The 22,193-nt window shown below is 51.0% G+C and carries 18 protein-coding genes and 1 pseudogene; 6 read left to right on the top strand and 13 right to left on the bottom strand.

The features are described 5' to 3' along the window. The first annotated feature begins 153 nt into the window (after positions 1 to 153). The 4 genes from ACQ4MZ_RS00535 to ACQ4MZ_RS00520 all read left to right on the top strand — a co-directional run bounded on the left by ACQ4MZ_RS00535 (position 154) and on the right by ACQ4MZ_RS00520 (position 6,722). Positions 154 to 1,608 carry a TolC family protein gene (locus ACQ4MZ_RS00535; RefSeq protein WP_430841894.1) on the top strand — a complete coding sequence of 485 codons (1,455 nt, stop codon included), beginning with the start codon at positions 154 to 156 and terminating at the stop codon, positions 1,606 to 1,608. A gap of 118 nt (positions 1,609 to 1,726) precedes the next feature. Then, on the top strand, positions 1,727 to 6,097 hold the full coding sequence (locus ACQ4MZ_RS00530) for an efflux RND transporter permease subunit (protein ID WP_430841892.1): 4,371 nt from the start codon (positions 1,727 to 1,729) through the stop codon (positions 6,095 to 6,097). Between the two features lie 100 nt (positions 6,098 to 6,197). Further along, entirely contained in the window at positions 6,198 to 6,491 is a 294-nt protein-coding gene (locus tag ACQ4MZ_RS00525; RefSeq protein ID WP_430841890.1) for a type II toxin-antitoxin system HigB family toxin, read from the top strand. Positions 6,492 to 6,494: 3 nt separating this feature from the next. Then, on the top strand, positions 6,495 to 6,722 hold the full coding sequence (locus ACQ4MZ_RS00520; protein ID WP_430841888.1) for a hypothetical protein: 228 nt from the start codon (positions 6,495 to 6,497) through the stop codon (positions 6,720 to 6,722). 52 nt (positions 6,723 to 6,774) lie between these two features. On the opposite strand, the gene ACQ4MZ_RS00515 is transcribed toward ACQ4MZ_RS00520, so the two are convergent. Next, positions 6,775 to 7,350 (bottom strand): DUF4136 domain-containing protein, encoded by a 576-nt coding sequence (locus tag ACQ4MZ_RS00515; RefSeq protein ID WP_430841886.1) that lies wholly within the window; start codon positions 7,348 to 7,350, stop codon positions 6,775 to 6,777. A gap of 312 nt (positions 7,351 to 7,662) precedes the next feature. Next, positions 7,663 to 9,030 carry a Gfo/Idh/MocA family protein gene (locus ACQ4MZ_RS00510; RefSeq protein WP_430841884.1) on the bottom strand — a complete coding sequence of 456 codons (1,368 nt, stop codon included), beginning with the start codon at positions 9,028 to 9,030 and terminating at the stop codon, positions 7,663 to 7,665. Positions 9,031 to 9,190: 160 nt separating this feature from the next. Here ACQ4MZ_RS00510 and ACQ4MZ_RS00505 point away from each other — a divergent pair, with 160 nt between their 5' ends. Both ACQ4MZ_RS00505 and ACQ4MZ_RS00500 read left to right on the top strand, forming a co-directional pair. Then, entirely contained in the window at positions 9,191 to 9,634 is a 444-nt protein-coding gene (locus ACQ4MZ_RS00505) for a DUF6934 family protein (RefSeq protein WP_430841882.1), read from the top strand. Then, positions 9,631 to 9,786: a hypothetical protein gene (locus ACQ4MZ_RS00500; RefSeq protein ID WP_430841880.1), complete on the top strand. Its 156-nt coding sequence runs from the start codon at positions 9,631 to 9,633 to the stop codon at positions 9,784 to 9,786. The genes ACQ4MZ_RS00505 and ACQ4MZ_RS00500 overlap by 4 nt, the downstream gene beginning before the upstream one ends. 3 nt (positions 9,787 to 9,789) lie before the next feature. On the opposite strand, the gene ACQ4MZ_RS00495 is transcribed toward ACQ4MZ_RS00500, so the two are convergent. The 11 genes and pseudogenes from ACQ4MZ_RS00495 to ACQ4MZ_RS00445 form a co-directional block, all read right to left on the bottom strand. After that, positions 9,790 to 10,734, bottom strand: coding sequence for a sugar ABC transporter substrate-binding protein (locus tag ACQ4MZ_RS00495; protein WP_430841878.1), 945 nt, complete (start codon positions 10,732 to 10,734; stop codon positions 9,790 to 9,792). Between the two features lie 98 nt (positions 10,735 to 10,832). Then, a complete protein-coding gene (locus ACQ4MZ_RS00490; protein WP_430841876.1) occupies positions 10,833 to 11,765 on the bottom strand; it encodes an ABC transporter permease in 933 nt (310 codons plus the stop codon). 132 nt (positions 11,766 to 11,897) lie between these two features. Beyond that, positions 11,898 to 13,401: pseudogene (locus tag ACQ4MZ_RS00485) on the bottom strand (sugar ABC transporter ATP-binding protein). An 81-nt stretch (positions 13,402 to 13,482) separates the two neighbouring features. Further along, complete coding sequence (locus ACQ4MZ_RS00480) at positions 13,483 to 14,643, bottom strand: Gfo/Idh/MocA family protein (RefSeq protein ID WP_223399946.1); 1,161 nt, start codon at positions 14,641 to 14,643, stop codon at positions 13,483 to 13,485. A 142-nt stretch (positions 14,644 to 14,785) separates the two neighbouring features. Further along, entirely contained in the window at positions 14,786 to 15,820 is a 1,035-nt protein-coding gene (locus ACQ4MZ_RS00475) for a TIM barrel protein (protein ID WP_430841874.1), read from the bottom strand. Positions 15,821 to 15,927: 107 nt separating this feature from the next. After that, complete coding sequence (locus tag ACQ4MZ_RS00470) at positions 15,928 to 17,142, bottom strand: hypothetical protein (protein ID WP_430841872.1); 1,215 nt, start codon at positions 17,140 to 17,142, stop codon at positions 15,928 to 15,930. Positions 17,143 to 17,256: 114 nt separating this feature from the next. Next, a complete protein-coding gene (locus ACQ4MZ_RS00465; RefSeq protein ID WP_430841870.1) occupies positions 17,257 to 18,342 on the bottom strand; it encodes an aldose 1-epimerase family protein in 1,086 nt (361 codons plus the stop codon). Positions 18,343 to 18,428: 86 nt separating this feature from the next. Beyond that, positions 18,429 to 19,241 carry an alpha/beta fold hydrolase gene (locus ACQ4MZ_RS00460; RefSeq protein WP_430841868.1) on the bottom strand — a complete coding sequence of 271 codons (813 nt, stop codon included), beginning with the start codon at positions 19,239 to 19,241 and terminating at the stop codon, positions 18,429 to 18,431. Between the two features lie 137 nt (positions 19,242 to 19,378). Continuing rightward, entirely contained in the window at positions 19,379 to 20,206 is an 828-nt protein-coding gene (locus ACQ4MZ_RS00455; protein WP_430841866.1) for a sugar phosphate isomerase/epimerase family protein, read from the bottom strand. A 28-nt stretch (positions 20,207 to 20,234) separates the two neighbouring features. Further along, positions 20,235 to 21,284 carry a ThuA domain-containing protein gene (locus ACQ4MZ_RS00450; RefSeq protein ID WP_430841864.1) on the bottom strand — a complete coding sequence of 350 codons (1,050 nt, stop codon included), beginning with the start codon at positions 21,282 to 21,284 and terminating at the stop codon, positions 20,235 to 20,237. 26 nt (positions 21,285 to 21,310) lie between these two features. Next, the gene (locus ACQ4MZ_RS00445; RefSeq protein ID WP_430841862.1) at positions 21,311 to 22,162 is read right to left on the bottom strand and encodes a sugar phosphate isomerase/epimerase family protein; all 852 of its coding nucleotides are present in this window, start codon (positions 22,160 to 22,162) and stop codon (positions 21,311 to 21,313) included. Positions 22,163 to 22,193 lie beyond the last annotated feature (31 nt).

Here is a 22,193-nt window from a genome sequence, read left to right as displayed (position 1 = left end):
TCTTTCAAAAGATACTTTGCAAAAATACACCCTGAAGTTGGAAACATTTAGGAAGTATAATCGGGTAATAAACAGCCCCTTGCAGGGTTCCATTTCCCAAATGTTTCCAGAATTGAGCTCTAATTTCGGCTAAAAATATCTTTAACCCGAATTATGAAGCACTCCCAGTATCATTCGGTTTCCCGCTTTTTTCCGCCGGGAAACGCGCATTCTCCGGCGCACCGGAACTTCAAAATCAAAAACCGGTGGCCTGCATTCTTCTTTGTCGCCTTCGCTTGTATGCAGGCGAACGCGCAGCAAATCAAACTGCACGAAGCATTGGAACAAGGCAAAGGCAATTTTCCGTTCCTGAAAGCCAAGCAGGCCGAAATACACGCCGCCGAAAGCCGGATCAAGTCCGTCAAAACCGATTACCTGCCCGCATTTATTGTGCAGGACCAATATACCTACGCCACCAGCAACAGCGTGGCCGGAGCGTTCCTGCCCAACGAGGGTAGCGCATTGTCGCCGTCCGGTGGTATCCGCCCCGAAAACATTTACACGGCCACATTCGGCAGCTTCACCACGGCGCTGGTCGATTGGAAGGTCTTCAATTTTGGAAAAGTGAATGCCAATGTCAATGCCGCCAAAGCAGATCTGGCCCGCAGCCAGGCGGATTATGAAAACGAGCTTTTCCAGCATCAGGTCAAAATCATCGATGCCTATCTGCTGCTTTTGATTAACCAGAAACTGGTAGATGCCCAGCGGCAGAACCTGGAAAGGGCCTCGGTTTTCAAACGCGTTACCGACGCTGCCGTAAGTTCTGGAATGCGCCCGGGCGTCGACAGCTCATTGGCTGCCGCGGAATATGCCAAAGCACAATTGCTGTTACTAGAAAGTCAGCGATCGGAAAAGGCGCAGCGACTCCGGTTTTCGGAGCTGACCGGCGAACTCCGCGATAGCATTCAGGTGGATACCATGAGTTTTTACTCGCAATTGCCTGCGGTCTCCGAAATCGGATCATTCTTGAAAAACCCCGCATTAAAATTCTCCCAAGCCCAAATCGACGCCTCGCTGGCGCGTAGCCTGGCCGTTAAACGCTCCTATTTGCCCTCTGTTTCACTCGTGGGTGCAGGCTGGGGACGTGGTTCGGGCGTTTCAAACAAGGATGATTCCTTCCGCACCGACTTCGGCAGCGGCGTCAAATACCAGGTTTACAACTACCTCGTAGGCGTTTCGACCCGCTGGAACCTCACCAACATTTTCAAGGTCAGAAACGACTATCATGCCGAGCAATTCCAGGTCGAGCGCTTCAAGTCATTATACCAAACCCAGCAGCTGCAACTCGACCGCCAGACGCGCGAATCTGAAATCCAGTTCCAGCTCTCGCTCGCGCAGGCGCGCCTCACACCCGTGCAGCTCGCGGCCGCGCGTACGGCATTCAATCAGGCCGAGGCCCGGTACCAGAGTGGTCTGACCGACCTTTTCACATTGGCACAGAGCGTAAATGCATTGAACCGTGCCGAAGTGGACAAGTTTGTCACCAACGGCAATGCATGGCGCTCGCTGTTACTCAAAGCCGCCGCTGCAGGTGACCTAAGTATGTTCCTAAATCAAATAGCCCAATGACATGCAAACTGTCATGCTGAGCGTACCGGGCCGCCGGACGGTCGAAACATCTCGCACGACGCCATCCTACAAAATGCTTCGAGTGCGCTCAGCATGACAAAATATAAATCTGAACATTATGTATCAACTCATCAGAACTGCCCTCCGACAGCCCATTTCCATTGTGGTGGTCGTGATCGGCATCCTATTCTTCTCGATTCTGTCGATACGGAGCATTCCCGTCGACATTTTTCCCAACCTCGATTTGCCGACCATTTACGTGGTGCAGCCCTACGGCGGTATGGCTCCCGACCAGATGGATGGCTTCATTGCCACCCGCTACCAGGACCACTTCCTGTACGTGTCGGGTATCCGTGATGTGGACGTGAAAACGATCCAGGGGTTATCATTGATCAAACTTTCGTTCTATCCCGGTACCGACATGGCGCAGGCCGCTGCGGAGGTCGCCAACAACGTCTCCCGCGCGAAGGCCTACATGCCCGAGGGTACCGTACCGCCGCAGGTGGTCCGCTTCGATGCCAGCTCAGTGCCGATCGGACAAATGGTATTCGAAAGCGCCTCCCGGTCGCTGAACGAAATCCAGGATTTCGCGTCCTCCCGCGTTCGTCCCATGTTCAGCCGCATCGAAGGGGTTTCCAGCCCACCGCCATTTGGCGGTAACCAGCGCACGATCGTCGTGCGCGTCGATCCCGAGCGCATTAGAAGCTACCATCTGACACCAGAGGAGGTCATCAAATCCATTATTGCCAACAACCAGCCTTCGCCGGCGGGTAACATCCGCATGGGTGACAAGACTTTGATGACACCCGTCAACTCACTCATTAAAAAGCCTGAAGACTTTCTGAACATCCCTATCCGCGTTGGAGCCGGGCCTACCGTTTTCATCCGCGATGTGGGGGTGGTGGAAGACGGTGCCGATGTGACCGTGAGTTATGCATTAATCAATGGCCGCCGGGCGGTTTATATTCCTGTTGTTAAAAAATCCGATGCTTCTACGCTGGACGTGGTGAATAATATCCGCGCTGCATTACCCCAACTACGGAATGCAGTACCCGAGGACGTGAAAATTTCCTATGAATTCGACCAGTCGGTGTATGTGACCAACTCATTGAAAAGCCTCATTACCGAGGGGATTCTCGGTGCATTGCTGACAGGCTTGATGGTGCTCCTTTTCCTCAGAGACTGGCGCAGCGTGATTATCGTCATTGTGACTATTCCTATTTCGATTCTTTCGGCGGTGATATTGATGAATTTGTTTGGTCAAACCATCAACATCATGACATTGAGCGGCTTGGCACTGGCTATCGGTGTACTTGTAGACCAGGCAACAGTGACCATTGAAAACATTCACCAGCACCAGGAAATGGGCAAACCGAAGGAGCAGGCTATTTGGGACGCGTGTAAGGAAATTGCATTCCCCGAGTTTCTGATTTTGCTCGCAATCCTGGCCGTTTTCGCACCGTCGTTTGTCATGAGCGGTATTCCAAGATCTATGTTTTTGCCGCTTTCACTGGCCGTGGGTTTCGCGATGATCGCTTCGTTCTTGCTTTCACAGACATTGGTACCTGTGCTTTCCAACTGGCTTTTGAAAGATCATCCGCACCACGAGGCACCTACTTTGGCATTGGATAACCAGGAGATTGAGGATGTGATCGAAGAAGGAGCGCACCCTTCGCTGCCACCTACCGGTTTCGAAAAATTTAAAATGAAATACCTGAATGTCCTCGGCGGTATTATGGGCAAGCGCCTGATCGTTCCGGTGTACCTCGTCGGCAGCATTGCATTGATTATCGGCGGATTTTTCCTCATTGGCACGGATATTCTGCCGAAAGCGAACAGCCACCAGTTCCAGATGCGCATGCGGGTACCCGATGGCACACGTGTGGAGCGCACGGAAGAGGCTACGTTGAAGGTGCTGAACCTGATTAAATCGGAAGTTGGCAAAGAAAATGTCGAAATATCCTCGGCCTATGTGGGCACTGTGCCTTCCAGCTATGGTACTTCCAACATTTTCGTGTTCAATAGCGGCCCGCATGAGGCGGTCTTGCAGGTTTCTTTGAAAGAAGAGTTTCCCGTGAGGATGGATGCCCTGAAAGAAAAGCTGCGCGCAAGAATAGCCAAAGAAATTCCAAATCTGGCCATTTCATTCGAACCCATCGAACTAGTCGACAAAATCATGAGCCAGGGCGCATCGACGCCGATCGAGGTAAGCGTAGCCGCCAAGGATGTGGAAGAAGCCGGAAGGTTTGCGCGTAAGATTCAAAAGGAAATGCAGCAGATTGCATTCCTCCGCGATGTACAGATTGCCCAGCCATTGGAATACCCGATCCTGGACGTAAAAATCGACCGCGAACGCGCCGGACAATTGGGCATTACCTCTACGCAGGTAGCGCGCTCGATGGTCGCAGCGACGTCTTCCAGCCGTTTTACCGACAAAAACCTCTGGCTCGACGATGCCAAAGGCCTTGCCTACCAGGTCCAGGTGCAGATTCCGGAATACCAGATGACCTCCGTGGAAGACATCGGCACTATTCCTTTGAAAACCGGCGTCAGCAACCCACTGCTCGCTGACGTGGCTACTTTTTCTGAAAAAACGGCACCCGGGGAATACGACCGCGCCGGCCCGAACCGGCTCGTAACCGTCACGGCCAATATCCACAAAAAGGATCTCGGTGCAGCCACTACCGCCGTTCAAAAGGCAATCAAGAATGCAGGCGAGCCGCCACGCGGGGTAATTGTAGAACTGAAAGGGCAAACCGAACTGCTTACTGAAACATTGAGCAGCTTGCAAACGGGTTTGTTAATCGCGGTTGTGATTATGTTCCTCTTGTTGGCGGCTACTTACCAGTCGTTCAAACTATCGCTGGTCGTACTTTCCACTATCCCTGCGGTAGTTGTAGGCTCCATCGGCCTGCTCCTGCTTACCGGTGCGACGCTGAACCTGCAATCCTACATGGGTCTGATCATGTCCGTGGGAGTATCGGTAGCGAATGCGATTTTGATGGTAACCAATGCTGAAAACCTGCGGCTCAAATTGCAGGACGCGCACAAAGCGGTAACCCTCGCAGCCGGTAGCCGGATCCGCCCCATCCTGATGACGAGTATTGCGATGATCGCCGGGATGATCCCGATGGCATCGGGCCTCGGCGAAGGCGGTGACCAGATCGCGCCGCTCGGGCAGGCGGTAATCGGGGGGCTGATCGCCTCTACGTTAGCGTCGCTCCTCATTTTACCGGCCGTGTTCACATTGGTGCAGCGCAAAGCGTCCGTCAATTCGGTATCTCTCGACCCCGAGGATCCCGAAAGCAATTTTTTCCGTAAAAAACTCCAAACATCCGTTTCCATGAATACCTTGAAATCCATTCTGATACTGATCACGGTCGCCGCAGGGATGAGCGCATGCAGCAGCACGGCCGAAACGAGCGACAGCCATGAAGCCAAAACTACGGAGCAAGCCGCCAAAGAGCCCGCTGCCGTCGAACTCGCTTACGTCAAAAGCATGAAACCAGCTAAGCAGATTGCGTTGCCAGGCGAATTGAAGCCATGGAACAAGGTGAGCATTCATCCTAAGGTGAAAGGTTTTGTCAAAACAGTAAATGTCGACCGGGGTACGGTTGTCAGAAAAGGCCAGGTATTGGCCATACTGGAAGCGCCGGAAGTGATCTCGGAAATAAGCCAGGCCAAGGCTCAACTGATCGCCGCGGAAGCCTCATTACAGCAAACCACCACGCGGTACCAGGCCAGCGCATTGACATATAGCCGCCTCCAAAAAACCAACCGCACCGAAGGGGCCGTGTCGCTCCATGAACTGGACCTCGCCAAAGCGCGTGCCGCTGCCGATAGTTCCGCTATGGCCGTAGCCCAAGGCAATGTACAAGCCGCAAAATCATTCATGGAAACAAAAACAGAACTTTCCCGCTACCTGACTGTGACTGCGCCATTCGACGGCATTATTACCGAACGGAACATCAGTCCGGGAGCGCTTGTGGGCCCGGGCGAGGGCGGTGCGAAGCCGTTATTTATCCTGGAAGACAACACAAAACTGCGTCTGACGCTTGCAATCCCTGAAAACATGTCGAGTGCCATCCCGAATAAAGGCGAAGTAAGTTTTACGGTTTCGGCGAGCCCTGAAAAGGTCTACAAGGCAGTTTACGCCCGCAGCTCTCGTACGTTGTCCGAAGAAAACCGCTCGATGATGACTGAATTCGACGTCAACAACCGCTCGAACGAACTGAAAGCCGGCATGTACGCACAAGTGCAGCTCAGCACCGAGCGCACCGGTAATACGCTTTTCGTTCCCACGACCGCGGTCGTCAATTCCAGTGAACAAGTCTTCGTCATCCGCGACAAAGGTAAAAAAGCGGAATGGGTGCCTGTGAAACGCGGTGTCGTGGTCGATACGCTCGTTGAAGTATTCGGCGATTTGCACGATGGCGACGCGGTTGTGAAGAAGGCATCTGAGGAGTATCGTAACGGGCAGGATTTGTAAGCTATAACCGTAACATCAGCCGTTCGTTCATTAGAGCGGAGAAGTGGTCCTATTGACAACTTTTCCGCTCTATTTTTGTTTAAAAAATGCACACCATTTCATGAATGTGATCAGTTTCAGAAAATTGAAAGAATTTTACGAAATTCATGCTGATTCAAAACCTTATCTGACCTCCTGGTTCAAAACCGTCAGGAAGGCGCACTGGAACGATTTAAATGCTTTGAAAGCAGATTTCAAAAGTGCGGATCTGATCGCAGACAACAGGGTTATTTTCAATGTAAAGGGTAGTCGGTACAGAATGGTAACCCGCATTAGCTTTGAACATAAACGAATTATGATCAAATGGCTGGGAACGCACGCAGAATACGACAGGATTAACGCGAAGACAATTTAGGAGATGGTAGATGTAAAACTGATCGAGACCGAAGAAGAATATAACGAGGCCTTGGCGCGCCTTGATGTGTTATTTGATGCCCCTGTCGGTAGTCAGGAAGCCAAGGAAGCCGAAGTGCTCGCATTGCTGGTCAACCAGTACGAAGAGGTACATTACCCGATCGAAGAACCATCGCCCGAGGACTATGCGAGGATTCGGATGGAGGAATCGGGCCTGAGAGACGACACATAGCCACAAAAAATGCCGGACGTAAGCCCGGCATTTTTGCTATTTCCCTTTAAAATCACTTCCTGCTATAAGTGTCCAGCGTTGCTTGCGGGAAGGAGCGAAGGATGTCCGCCATGGTGTTTTTGATCATCGTGTTCTGGTCCTCCTTCTTGGTTGGCGCCTTCACTTTACCGGAAGCCCAGCCTTGCCAGATCATTCGCTCGGTGGCTTTCTGATAGATGTTCAGGATGAAGCGGCTTTCCTGGTAGTTATAGGTCGAGATGTTGTTACCCCCGCCATACCACCACATGTAAGGCGAATACATGTTGTTGGAACGCACTTGCTGGCGATCCTTCACGTCCGTCATAAACCGCACCACAATTTCGGGGTTTTGCTGATCCAGTTTATAGCCTTTGGCTTCCATCACTTCCACAACGGCATCGCCCAGCCGGCGCCTGTTCAATTCGCTACCCAGCAGCGGGTCCTGCTCCATATTATGCTCGGCCTCCACTTTGAAGGTTTTGAATTGTTTCAGGTTCACTGAGGAGTCATAATCGTAACTCACTTGAAGGGCATTGCTGCATGCCATCATGAATACACCCGCCACAACCGCCATACCTGCGGATTTTATCAACTTCACTATGGTTTTCATTGTGCTTTAACGTTTGGTTATTGTTATGCTATTCTGACAGTTTCAGAGGGTAAATGGTTTAAATACCTGTGAAACATCTATTAAACTTATAAACAAATAAAACTGATATATCGATCGGTAAAATTCCTTGTTTCAAGACGTTTCAAACGTTTGCATGGCCCATAGTTCATTCTTTTAACCTTACTTGTAAAAACATGTTTCTGTTGCAGTTCACGCAAGGGAAAGTATGACCAAAAACAAAAACGCGCCCGGATTTTGCCGGACGCGATGTACTGGGAATATATAAGGGACCACGAACTTTCAAGACCTATCCTAGACGTGTTTATAGTCAGGATGTTTGTAGGGAGCCCGGTAGGTGCGGGCCAGCAACGCATTAGCCTCTCTATCTCCCACAATTTCGCGTTTTATTGGGTCATAAACAATCGAACGGCCCGTTTTCATCGAAAGATTTGCTAAAATACAGCTTGCCGTCGATATATGCCCTTCCTCAATGTCCGCAACAGGTCGGCCATTGTTATCGATCGCCGCAAGGAAGTCCAGCATGTGAAGGCGTGTCGCGGGTGCCGCATTCAGTTCGATCTTGTCTTCTTTGAGGTCTTCGGGATATTTTTCCTTTTCATAAACGACATCCTTGTGAATCTTCTCGCCCTTGCCTTGCGGAATGAAATCGTAAGCCATGGTACTTGCCCAGAGCGTTCCCTTTTCGCCGTAAAGTGTAAATGACCAGGGATAATCGGGATTGTTCGGTGTGCCCCACGTACGGTGCTGCCAAACGCAATTCAAGCCGTCGTATTCGAAAATCGCTGATTGTGTGTCCGATATATTAGACTTACCTTCCTTCTGCACATAAATACCACCTGTCGACGTGATTTTTTTCGGCCAGCCTAGTTTCAGCATCCAGCGCACCGTGTCGAACATATGCACACACATATCGCCGGTAATACCGTTGCCGTATTCCATGAACGTCCTCCACCAGCGCACATGTGGCGAGCCGTCGTACGGGCGCAGAGGCGCGGGGCCGGTCCATTTTTCATAATCCAGATAATCCGGAACCGCTTCCACCGGCGGGTTGCCATTAGCCCTCATGTGGTAATAGCAGCACATCTCCACATGCGAAATCTTGCCCAACAAACCTGCATCGACGATATTCTTCTTGGCGTCGATCAAATGCGGCGTGCTTTTGCGTTGCGTTCCTACCTGTACCACTTTTTTATATTTACGCGCCGCGGCTACCATCGCCTCCCCTTCCATGACGTCCACGCTGATCGGCTTCTGCACGTATACGTGCGCGCCGGCTTTCACTGCGTCGATCATTTGCAAGGCGTGCCAATGGTCGGGTGTGCCTATCAGTACAATATCCAGTTCATTTTCCGCAAGCATTTTCTGGTAGTCGCCATACAATTTCGGCGTCTTGCCCGATTTCTGCCGCTGGCTCACCAGCTTACCCGCTTCGTTCAATTGGTTTTTATCCACATCGCAAAGCGCAATCACCTCCACGGGCGCAACCTGAATCAATCTGAAAAGATCACTTTTACCATACCAACCTGTACCAATTAACCCTACGCGCCATGTTTTGGCGGGGTTGATCAGGTCCATTCCCTGCGCTCCGAAAGTGGAAAGTGCCAGTGCTGCCGTGGCCCCATGGAGGAAACTACGGCGGTTGATATTGAAAGTATTCATTCGTGATTTTGATTGGTTTTAGGAAAACTGGCAAATGCCATATGGGGATAAAAGGGCGGGAAGCGTGGCGTTTTACTTTTAAGGACAGATTATTTTACATTTGCCGAGCCTACTACTCAACTTCCTGCATTCGATATGGTACCCGCTATCTCCCGATTGTATGGATTTGGAATTTTATCCGTTTTACGCCGACGATGATCGGCTTTATTTTAGATTTTTGAGTGTTAGTCCTGAGCGGACGATCCGGAAGGCAATCATTTTTACTCCTTTATCAGCACACAGAATTTTCAACCTGGCACTTGTCGATGTGCTTCCGGATGGAAGTTTTTGCGACCAGACGATTAGTAATAATGGCGACCTTGAAAAGATTATGGCAACCGTTATTCAGTGTGTTGCACAATTTTTCGAATGCTACACTCAGGCCGACATTTATTTACAGGCCAATACCCCGGCCAAAAACCGACTGTACCGGATCATCATTTCAAGAGAACTTTCAAGAATCAAAAAGTATTACGAAATTTATGGGATAAATGATTCAGTGACAGAACCATTTCAGACAGGAAGAGAATATCATCACTATATCATCAAATTAAGAGGCATATGAAAATCAAAGAAATGTCCATCAAAGAAAGCAGGGAAAAGCTGTTCGCCGATCCAAAGTTCCAGGCTTTTCTCAAGGTCAAAATTGACGCCGCGGAGAAATTCCTGGCAACTGCCGATTTGAGTGCAATGCGTAAAAATGTCAAAAAGGAGTAATTGTTACTTCAAAAACGCCCCCACATTCTCCTTCGTCACCAGCTGAAACGGAATAAGTACCTCCTTCTCAAAAGCCTCTTTCTTAGCCGCTTTCACTGCCGTTTCAATGGCCCTTCCACCCTGCTCCCTGGCATTCTGGAAAACAGTGGCATCCAATGTTCCTTTCTTCACAGCCTGTAATGCATCGGGAATAGCGTCTACGCTTACAACCAGCACTTTACCTTTTAAACCAGCTGCTTCCAGCGCTTTCACGGCGCCCATGCCCATTTCATCGTTTTGCGCAAAAATGGCGTTGATTTTATCACCGTAAGATTGGATCCAGTTTTCGGTAAGGGACATGCCCTTTGCCCGGTCCCATTCGCCGGTTTGTTCAGCAAGCAGTTTGAGACCAGGATTGGCTTTCAGGATTTCTTTGGCGCCATTGTCCCGCCGGATTTGCGCGGCCTGGCCCATGAAGCCGTGCATCATCAGCACGTTGCCTTTGCCGCCTAGCTTTTCGGCAATGTATTTCATCGCTATGCGCGCCGACTCGGTGTCGTCCGAGCCTACAAATGCGGTCGGTTTGGCAGAAGTTTCGGAGTTGACGTTAATAATGGGAATCTTCGCGTCCATGGCCAGTTTGACCGCCGGAGAGCTTGCTTCCACTTCGCAGGGGTTCATGATGATCGCGTCCACCCCCTGGCCGATAAAGCTCTCGACCTGCTCTACCTGCTTCAATGCCGAACGTTCGGCGTCCACGGTAATCAGCTCGACGCCCATTTCCCTGGCCTTTGCTTCCATGGCATCGCTCACATTCACGATAAACTCATTTTGCATACTCAGCATGGTAGCACCAATTACGAGCTTATCGCTGCCGCCTTCGCCGGATGCTTTGTCTGATGATTGATTATTACAGCCCGCGAGTAAAGCAGCGGCGATAAGTGTGGTAAAAATTATGTTACGTTTCATAAAGCTATCGGCATTCGGCTGTCGGCCGTCGAAATATGTTTCAGTATATCAAAATCAATTCTCCTCCTCCATTCTCCTTCCTCCCTTTCCTCCCCTCATCAATCCTTCTTCCCAACCCCATCCAGTACCACCGCGCCGATGATAATCATCCCCATTACTACCTGCTGATAATAGGAAGTGACATTCAGCAAATCGAGACTGTTACTGATTACCCCGATCAACAATACACCGATCAATGTGCCGGTCATGGTTCCGGTGCCGCCCGAGGTGCTGGTACCACCAATAATTGCAGCGGCAATCGCGTCGAGTTCGAATCCGGCGCCAGCGTTAGGTTGACCGGTGGTAATACGCGACGTGAGCAGGATCCCCCCTAATGCAGAAAGCAACCCGCAAATGGTATATACCCACATTTTGACACGGCTTACACGTATGCCCGACGCCCGCGCGGCAGGCTCATTGCCTCCGACCGCATACATGTAGCGTCCGAGAATGGTTTTATTCAGCACTACCGAACAGATTGCAAATGCGATCAGCAAAACGATAATAGGAAACGGAATACCGGCAATATTCCCACCACCAATGAAATTGAACTCATCTGAAAGATTCGAAACGGGCCGTCCTTTGCTGAGGATCAATGCCAACCCGCGCCCGATGGTCATCGTTCCCAGGGTGACGATGAATGGCGGCACTTTGCTTTTGGTAATCACCAAGCCGTTGAACGCGCCCATAGCCGAACCCACCCCCAGACCAACCAGCAATGGTACCACCAACGGATAGGTATCAGGATGTGCAAAACTCGCGGCCGCAACGCCTGTTACCGCCACCATGGAGCCCAGCGAAAGATCTATGCCGCCTGTTATGATCACAAAAGTGACGCCAAATGCGAGCAATGCATTGATGGACACTTGATTACCAATAATCAGCAAGTTCGAAACGGTAAAAAATTTCGGCGTACTCAACGCCAGCACGACGCATATCAATGCAAATGCGAAAAAGATACCGTATTGGCCTAGTTTGGAGAATCTGTTCATATTATACTTCGGCTGTCGGCTTTCGGCAGTCGAACCTTTTAATTGATGTATTAAATTGCACCCCCAGATTCGGCCGACAGCCGACAGCCGACAGCCGACAGCCGACAGCCGACAGCCGACAGCCGACAGCCGCTACGCCACCGCATACTTCATGATCAACTCCTGTGTCGCCTCTGCCCTGGAAAGCAACGCGGTTTGTTTGCCTTTCGATAATACCAGTATCCGGTCGCTGAGTCCCAGGATTTCGGGCAGTTCCGACGATATCATGATCACCGCCATACCCCGATCGGCCAGGCTGCGGATCAGTTTATAAATTTCGAATTTCGCCCCAACGTCGACGCCCCGCGTCGGTTCGTCGAGGATAATGATTTCGGGCGACGCGAGCAGTACTTTGCCAATGACGACTTTCTGCTGGTTTCCCCCACTCAAATACGTTACGTGCTGACCGGTTCCGGCCGTTTTGATCTTTAAATCGGCGATCATTTTTGTAGTGACCGATTGCTCGCTGTGTGTGTCAATAAAACCGCCTTTGCGGTGATTGTTCATGCTCGAAAGCGTGATGTTGTCCTTGACCGACATTCTTGGAATAAACCCTAACCCTTTCCTGTCCTCGCTCACATACCCAATTCCCCGATCGATCGCCTCACGTGGCGCACGCGCGCGAAGGGGCAATTCTTTCATTATAATTTCTCCCTCATCCCATTCATCCAGCCCAAATATCGCCCGGGCTATCTCCGTCCTACCCGCTCCCATTAACCCTGCAAGCCCCAGTATTTCACCGGATTTTACATTGAAACTGATATTGGAGAACTTACCCGCTTTCCCCAGGTTCCGCACCGAAAGTACTTCCCCCCCCAACCGGCTGCATCGCTTCCGGGAACATCTGATCAATTTCCCGGCCCACCATCATGGTAATCAAAGCGTTTTGATCCAATTCGGCGGCACTTTTGGTACCAATGTATTTCCCGTCCCGGAGCACGGTAATGGTGTCCGAGATCCGGAATATCTCGTCCATTTTGTGGGAAATGTAGATCATACTGACGCCCTCAGCCTTCAAATCACGGATGATCTGGAACAATGTCTCCACTTCCTTATCCGAGATCGCCGAGGTCGGTTCGTCCATGATGATCACTTTGGCATTATTCGAAATAGCCTTCGCAATCTCGACCATTTGCATTTGCGCCACGCTAAGATCTTTCATTTTTGCCTTTGGGGCGATGTTGACGCCTATCCGGTCCAACAATGCGGCCGCCTGCCGGTTGATTTCCGAATCATTCAGCCAACCCGAAAGGATCCCGCTTTTCCCCGAAACTTCCCTTTCCCTTCCCAGGAATATATTCTGCGCCACGGTCAGTTCAGGAATGATAAGGATTTCCTGATGGATCATGGAAATGCCTTTTTTCAAGGTTTCATTCACATGGCTCCCGATCAGGTTCTCGTTTTCAAGCAAAACTTCACCGGAATCGGGCGCAACAAGACCGATCAATATTTTCATGAAGGTCGATTTCCCTGCACCATTCTCCCCCATCAAGGCATGTACTTCACCCTTTTTCAGGTCAAAATGAATGTTGTCCAGCGCTTTGACGCCAGAGAACGACTTGGAAATCTCCTTAACCCTCAGAATATAATCGGACATAGCAGTATCGAAACTGAGGCTTTAACCTCACCTGCCATGCAGGATCCGGTTAAAGCCTCAGATTATGAATGCATTATTGGATTAACCTTCCCAATGTACGCCGGTATCCTTCCAGCTTTTGGAAGCCGCCGATTCCAGTACTGCTTCACACACTTTCTGTGTTTCGTAAGCGTCGCGGAAAGTAGGGGAGCAAGGTTTGCCGGTTTGAAGGCTTTCGAAGAAATCGGCCGCCTGGTGCACGAACGAATGCTCGTAACCAATGCTGGTACCGGGGATCCACCAACGCTTCATATACGGTTGGTCGCCGTCGGTCACCAGGATCGAACGCCATCCGCGCACGATCGACTGATCGTCGTGGTCGAAGTATTCGAGGCGGTTCATATCATGCAAATCCCAACGAATGGAAGCATGCTCGCCATTGATTTCAAAAGTATAAAGCGCCTTGTGACCGCGCGCATAACGCGTAGATTCGAACAAGCCCAGCGAACCGTTATCGAAATGACAGTGGAAGATACAGGCGTCGTCGATACCTACTTTTTGTACTTCACCGGTGCCGGCGTGCTTGCGTTCTTTGATGAATGTCTCAGCCACCGCCGACACATCCTTAATGCCGCCGTTGATCCACATCGCAGTGTCGATACAGTGTGCGAGCAAGTCGCCGGTAACGCCGGAGCCTGCTGCGTCCACATCGAGGCGCCAGGTAGCGGTACCACCTTGCGGTACGTCCGGGCTGATCGTCCAGTCTTGGAGGAAGTTGGCACGATAATGGAAAATGCGGCCCAGTTTACCTGAATCCACGATTTGTTTAGCCAAAGTCACAGCTGGCACGCGGCGGTAGTTATACCAAACAGTGTTTTTAACACCAGCAGCCTCAATGGCATCCACCATTGTTTTCGCTTCTGCCAATGTACGTGCCAAAGGTTTTTCGCAAAGGATCATTTTGCCCTTGGCAGCAGCAGCCAATGCGATTTCGGCGTGCGTATCGTTTGGTGTACAAATGTCCACCGCGTCGATATCGTCGCGCTCGATGATTTTGCGCCAGTCGGTTTCGTACGATTCATAGCCCCATTGCTCGGCGAAAGCCTTCACTTTCTCCTCGTTACGGGAACAAACAGCCGCCAGCACGGGGCGGTATTCTAGCTCAGGGAAGAAATCCCCGATTCTTTTATAACCATTGGTATGCGTGCGGCCCATCAAACCGGAACCGATCAGGGCGACGCGGATTTGTTTTTTTTCTGACATTTTGTTGAATGCTTTAGGCTGTAAGCTATAAGCTTTAAGCCTTAGGTTTTGGAATATTTTCGAAAGAGCTTTAAGCTGTAAGCCATATGCATTAAGCACAATTAAGCAAAGTATACGGCCTATTGCTTAAAGCTTACAGCCTCTACGCCTGCCACCCATGCGCGTTCCGCACTTTCACGAGCGCGGCGAGGATGTCGTTCCAGGTTTGCTGCTTGTACATTACCTCGTTCGGGAACATACAACCGTCCCAGCAGATGTGGCGGAATGCTTTGGTGAGCTCGCCTTTTTCATCGCGAAGCCAGAAGCCTGCGTGATGTACGATGTCAAGCTTGCCATTTGGGTCGGTAGCCAGGCAGTGGCGGCCGGTCTTATCGTGTGAGCCCGTTCCGTGAACGGTTCCGTCGTTTTGTGCTACGTGGAAATCGATGGTCCACGGACGCAGTGCGGCAGTCATTTTCTTGAATGCTTCATCCAAAGTAGCGCGGTCACTCCATTGAAAATCTGCTGGCAGAATGCGGTCTTCCGGCGCATTGTAGCCTAACAGATAAAGGAATGTGTGCGACATATCCGCCTGAAAACCCACATTTGGTCGGTCTGTCGCTTCGAGCGTGTCGATCATCGCTTTCCAGCTATGCATGCCGCCCCAGCAGATCTCACCTTCGGCAGCCAGTCTTTCGCCGAAATCAGCCGCTACATCAGCGGCGCGTCTGAAAGTTTCTGCGATTTGCTTGGTATTGCCTTTCGGGTCAGCCGACCATGCTTCCGGCGATGCGGCCGAGTCGATACGGATCACACCGCCATGACGAATGCCGGCGTCGCGTAATTGCTTGCCGAACTCACATGCCTTGCGCACTTGTTCCACAAATGTGTCACGCGCATCCTTGCTGCCCATTGCGGAACCAGCCCAAACGTTTGCTACCAGGCTACCCGCTTCGAGGTTATATCCCGCCAGCTTGTCGGCCAGTCGCTTGCCGCCGTCCGCGCTGTTCAGATATTCACCGATATGCTCGTCGAAAAGACCGATATCGACACCGTCGAATTTCACACCGTCCACTTCCGCAGCGGCTGTCTTTTCCAGCAATGTATCAAAAGGAATAATAGGCTCTGAATCAGAACCTTTGCCCACGATACCAGGCCATGTGGCATTGTGGAGCTTAGGGAAATTATTCTCAGGCATGGTTTGAGGAATTTATGGTTAATGACTTCGGCTGTCAGCTGTCGGCTATCGGCTCCAAAAGAGAAAAACCAAATGCTGACAGCCGACGGCCGAAAGCCGAAGTACATTTACAATACCAAATCAGGATTACCCGGACCGAAGTGTTTTAAAATCACGATCGGGTCATTGCTCGACGGGTTGGTGATCGTTACACCTTCGATTGCAGCGGATTCACTTACGAAATATTCGTCGTTGGTCAGCTGTCCGTAGCGAATCAATGCAGGGGTTTCGATGTCCCACACGCCGAACTTGCCGTGGCCTTGCATCACAATCATTCCGTATGCAGCTGCGTCTTTGATGGTAACTGTCTGTCCCGGAAAAACGGTTAGTTCCTTTGCGCTGTAAGCCTCGCTTTTATAGCAAATCCAATTTTCACTATATCCTTCTTTCGCCATCGCAGCGACGTCTTTCACCGGTTTCGGGCGCATGAAATGCTTTTCCATCAAATTAGGATTCACGTTCAAATCCCAGTCGATCACTTCCATCAGCAGATCATAATCGCCAATTCTGTCTTTCGGCGTTCCTTTCCAAAGTAACTCTTCCGGAATAACCGCCTCATTGACCAGCGATTGATACATCGCAAAAATATCGGATGCTTTTTGAGGCTCATAAGTACACAAGCTGCCCGGTGCATGCAACATGCCAGGAGGGATATCCCAGCCTGTTCCCGGCTCCAGACGGAACGCCTGGGAGTAATTGGTAATTTTATTATCGCCCTTGGTGAAGTTCATCAGACACTCTTTGATCTGCTCTTTGGTGGTGCCGGGTGCGATACCGATGAATGTGTAGGGAAAATCGCCACCGTGGTTGTTCAATTGAGGCGGGAAATAGTAGGCTTCCGGCTTTCCATTCTGGCCCACCATAGCGGCGTGCTCATCGCGGTGGTGAATATGATGCGGAAGCGGCCCCATATTGTCAAAAAACTTGGAGTACATAGGCCAGCTCTTGTATTGATCCCAAAGTCTGTCGCCTATAATCCGGCCTTTCAGCTCTGCTACTGCGTCCCGCAATGTCACCTTTTGAACCCCTGATTCATCTTCCAAAACGATCTGACTCAAACCTTCATTTTCGCCTGTAAGCGGCCCATTTTCCGCAGGAGTTGTGGACGACAACCAACGCTCATCGATCCCACCACGCTCTCCACCCAGCACGTAATAATCGTCGGGGTGCAATTTGATCCTGCGTCCGGGAACGCAAAACGAACGCGGCACCCAGGTCGGTGCCAAACGCAAAATTCCCTTCCCCTGCTCCAACGCCTTCTCAGCTATACTTGAAAGTCCCATTGTTTTTGTATTAAAGAATTGGTTTTGGTTATAAATATGGCGGTGCGTTGCACCGGTTATTTTCGCATTTATCCAATTACCCTCGCGAATCGGATATTCTGAAATGTCGTTTTTCTACGACACGTTCACCTTCAATTCAAATTCCTCAATTTCCTCCTTCGCGGTCAATACGCTCAATTCGAGGTCATATTCTTTGGTTTCCTCTGGTTGGAGAAAAATCAACGTCCCGTCTTCCCTAGCCTTCGCCTGGCCCGACAACGGGTGCGTACTCGGCTCGATGCCGGTCACATATTCACCCCTGCCCCAATGCTGCCAGTTAGCCAGCCAGGGGAGTTGTTCTTTTTTGAATTTCAATGCGACGGCCAGCCCGAGCTTCTCATTATGCAGCCCACAAATGCTATCGCCGAAAATATCCGCGTCCACGTCGATCAAGGCCACTTCCTCTCCGCTCCCAAGGTGGCTTTCCAGCGGTGCAGGCACCTTTTTGAATGCATTCCCTTCCTTGAAAATTTGTGCATTCTCTTCAAAGCGCGGCCGCCATTGGCCGTTCCACAGGATGTCTGTTCCCTCGTCTACAATCGGCCAGCCGAAATTGAAATGGTACAGCAGCATATGCGGTGCCTCAGTATTGGCTTTATTAATCACCTCGTCACGAATGCGCAGCTTTGCCTCGCCTAATGTGGCCGAAATGGTCCGTTTCAGCTCCAAACTCGGACCAAATGGACGCGTTTCACGTACGATACCGGTAATGCTCATCTCATATTTGCCCGCGCGCAGGTCTGGTTGGATAATCGAAATGATTTCCGCAGGCTGGTTACCGATCAGCCCGTGCAAACCGCGGTCTCCGAAGCTGTCAGACTCGGGCCCACCTGCATGCGAGAGGCCGCAGGTAGTAAGCAAGCCTCCGCCGAATGTCCGGAGCCAGTCGATGCCTTTGTCCGAGAATGGCTGCGGATAGGTAACGCCACCGTGGCTGATCCACGCCAGGCTATGCTCGTTGTAAAAAGCCTCAGCAATATCCATCGCCCGGTCTATCACGACCTTGAAGCGCAAGCCACCGCCCGTGTTGATCCACGCAATGCGGGTACCGCGCCCGGCGCCATTGTCCAGCACCGAAGTTTCAATGCCTCCCACCTGAACGTGGTTCGACACTTTGGTTTTCCAGTCTTGCCCAGTACCTTTCGAATTGCCGGTCTTCATTATATCTTAATTAAACTCGTAATTGTCTAAACTTGAGAAAAGCGCAAAATGCCTTATTTTAATAGTTTAACTTCTAAAATGCGGGGTCAGGCCACCGTAACGGCGGCAAGCCAGTTTCTCACGCGGGCATTGAAATCCTCTGTATTTTCAAAATGGAACGCGTGCCCGAGCTTGTCGTACAGAAACAACTCTGCACCGGGAATACCGTTGGCGACCTCTTCGGCCATCCATACCGGCGTAAAAATATCCTCCTTGCCACCGATCACCAATGTAGGCGCATTGATCTTGCCTAAATCCGGCAACGCATTATGGTTAATGCAAGCAACAGCCTGCCCTTCCAATCCGTGCAACGGCTGTGGAAACGGATTGAAAGCGTCGATCCGACGGCCGTTTTCTAGGTCCTCATGCTGTTTCGCATCGTCCCACGACGATTTCGAAAAGATCAGCAATTGAATGTACAAGCTGAATTCCTCCGGCCTGAAACGGGCCTTGGCATTCATAATATGCTGAAAAAGACCTTTGGCATAGTTGTCACAACGCGCCCAGGGGCACATCAGCACGAGCGATTTTACCTTTTTCGGATGCCGGATCGCCAATTGCTGCGCAATAGTACTGCCCATAGAGCAGCCGACGACATTGACATTCTCCAAACCCAGCGAATCCAGCAACCCGGCATAGTCGTCCGCCATTTGCTCGGTCGAGTACGGGCCGGCAGGCTTGTCGGTAAGCCCCACGCCGCGGTTATCGCCAATAATGCACCGGAAATGATGTTTCCAATCGGCCACATGCACATTCCATACTGCTCCCGGCGCAGTAATGCCCATAATAAGGAGCAATGGCTCGCCGGAACCGCGTTCTTCATAGTAAAAGTTGATACCGTTGGTCTTGATGGTAGGCATATTGTTATGGCTGTCGGCTTTCGGCTATCGGCCGTCGGCTTTCTATAATGTTGATTTTAAACAAAAAACAAAAGTCTGGCTGCCGAGAGCCGACAGCCGAAGTTATTAGCCGACTGCCGAAAGCCGACAGCCGAAGTTCACTTCAGTGCGGGCACCAACTCCTCCCGAATCCACTTCCCGTCGTGCAATGTCACGAAATCCGGATCTTCGAGGGCTTCCTCGCCTTCGTCTTCGCAGATGATCCAGCCTTTATAGTTAATGTCTTTGAGCCACTGGGTTACGCCGAGCAGGTCTACCTTACCTTTACCCATCAATGTAAACTCAGGATTGCCGTCCCAATCTTTGTAATGCACGTGGTTGATCAGCGACTGGTATTCCTTCATTTTCGCTAACGGATCCATCCCGCCGTTGATAATGTGACCTACATCGGGCGTCCAGCCGGTTACCGATGCGTCCAGACCTTCGAGTACGATTTTGTAATCCTCCTCGGTGCGGATAATGGAGGTATGTGGGGAATTCGGGTGGTAACTGCAAGGTACGCCTTTGTCGGCAGCGCGACGCGACACGGTGTTGACGATATCCACGAGGCGTTTTTGACGTTCTTCGATATTGTGTCGGCCAGTTGGGATTTGTACCGTATTGAGCACAGCTCCCGGGAAGCGTTGCAGCACCCGAATGGCGTGGTCTGCTACCTCTCGTTCACGTTCGGTTTCTTCGGCTTCGTTCCAGTCCAGTGCGAGCGCCAATGCAGCGAGTTCGATCCCTTGTTCTTTGAGTTTGGCTTCGAGCAGGTCCGGATCCTGAAGATCGCCCATCCAGGTGAAAATCGGTTGGATTCCGGTAAAACCTGCTTTCGCGATGACTTCAATCATGTGTCCTAACCGGCCCTGGTGTGTTTGGCCGCTGTTGCTCATGAACCAGGTGTATACCTCTGATCCAAAGCGAAATGGAAGTTGCTGAGACATTAAAAGTTTATTTTCAATTATTTAAAAATCACTTCGACTTCTTCTTCACTACCTCGCCCGGCATGATCAGCGAATCCCAGCCTGCCAGATCGGAAGGCTTTACATTTGCCTTATACCCATCGAAATTGAATGTGGTTGGCTTGTAGGGACCGACAAACGCAATGTCGTTGTTCGGTTTAATCGCGCTTTCAAGCCCCAAACCCCAGAACATTGCATTCACGACCATTCTTCTGAAACCCTCATTTAACAGATCTTCGGAAGCACCATGTGTAGTGGTGAACGCGCGGCCCTTTTTGCCGCCTTCCATCTGATAATCACGGATCCAGGCAACCGGCAGTAATTCTTTCGTCGGATCAGCTGGCGAATCGGCCGTCATGCCATTCAATACCTGCCCTTTTGCCAGCACCTTTCCTTTCGGAGCAGCCGTATAGCCGCCCGATTGCACCCACATATCCTTCACACCCCGCATAATCGGGTGGCTTTTCTGCGCCTCGTCGATGATGATTTTCGAAGACTGCTTGTGGTTTGTTCCGTAGTGCGATACCCAGGTTTCCCCCAGGATATATTCCCCAAAACCATCTTTCCAGGCTGTTTTAGGGCCGTTGTAGTTCCAGGTATAATGCTCCCATTTCGGATCATTTTTGATTTCAAATGCGTGGGTCGAAGTCCGGAACGCCACGATGGGCCCGCCGCGCTTGAGGTACTTCTCGAAATGCTGCATTTCCTTGTCTTCAAAATGCGCGAAACGCATGAATAGTACCATCAGATCTGCTTTGTCGAGCACGTCCAGGCCTTTTACGTTCGAACTGCCCGGGAGAATGTAGCCGTTTTCATCGAGCGCGTACACGATCGTACACGTGAACCCGTAGCGTTTGGCCATAATGCGTGCGAGAGCAGGTAGCGATTCTTCACCTCGGTACTCGTGGTCTGTTGCAATAAAAACGATATTTTTACCTACACCAGGGCCTTTATCGCCCTTGTACACGACCCGGTGTTTCGCAGGGTCGTCCTGTGCCTTGGAGGCGAAGGTCACCAGTGCAATGCCGAGCGCCAGCATTGATTTCAAAAGATTTTTCATAAACCCGTACTGAAAAGGTGGTTTAATCAGAGCCCGTGTTTCAGGCCCATTTCGCGGATAAATTTGTAGCCGTTTTCAGCAATATCCCACGGTTCGTTGAACTCCCGCCAAACGCCGATGGCATTGGCAAAACCAGGGTCGTTACGCGAAAATGCCTCGATCGTCAGCCAGCCCTCGTATTTAATAGCCGCCAATGCCGCGAATGCATCGTCCCACTTCACCTGGCCCGTTCCCGGCGTGCCGCGATCATTCTCGCTGATGTGCACGTGCGCGAGCACTGGAGCGATGGTCTGCAATGCGCCCAGGTAGCTTTTCTCTTCAATATTGGAATGGTGCGTGTCAAACATCGCACGCACATTCGGATGATCGGCGGCTTTTACGAGTTTGAGCAGTTGCTCCATCGTATTGCACAGGTAACATTCGAAACGGTTAAGTGCTTCCAGGGCAAACGTAATATTCGCCTGCGCGGCATAATCCGCTGCCGCATTCAATACCTCTCCGGCTAGTGCGTATTCACGGTCCTCTGCCGGGCGGTTCACGAAAACCGTGTGCGCTGAATGGAACGGCCCGCAAATGACCTTCGAATTGAGATCATAAGCACGGTCCACAGCCCATTTGATTTTGTCCAGAGCCCTTCCTCGCACTTCGGCAGAATCGTGTACCGGGTTTTCGTCGGCACCCACTGTCATCACCGCCGTGGTTTCGAGGCCAAGATCTTTCACAAAACTGCCCATTCGCTGATAAGCTGCGGCTTCCTGAGGGCCTAAATAGAACTCGACACCGTCGTATCCAATCGTTTTCAGTCTTTCGATGATCGGAAACAAGTCATCCGAAACTGCCGCCGTCCAGGCCAGCACATTAAATCCAATTTTATTCATTGTTAAGGCTTTACGCTTTAAGCCCCAGGCT

Source organism: Dyadobacter sp. BHUBP1, assembly GCF_050587785.1.
Lineage (GTDB): Bacteria > Bacteroidota > Bacteroidia > Cytophagales > Spirosomataceae > Dyadobacter.
This window is presented reverse-complemented; position numbering and strand designations above follow the sequence as displayed.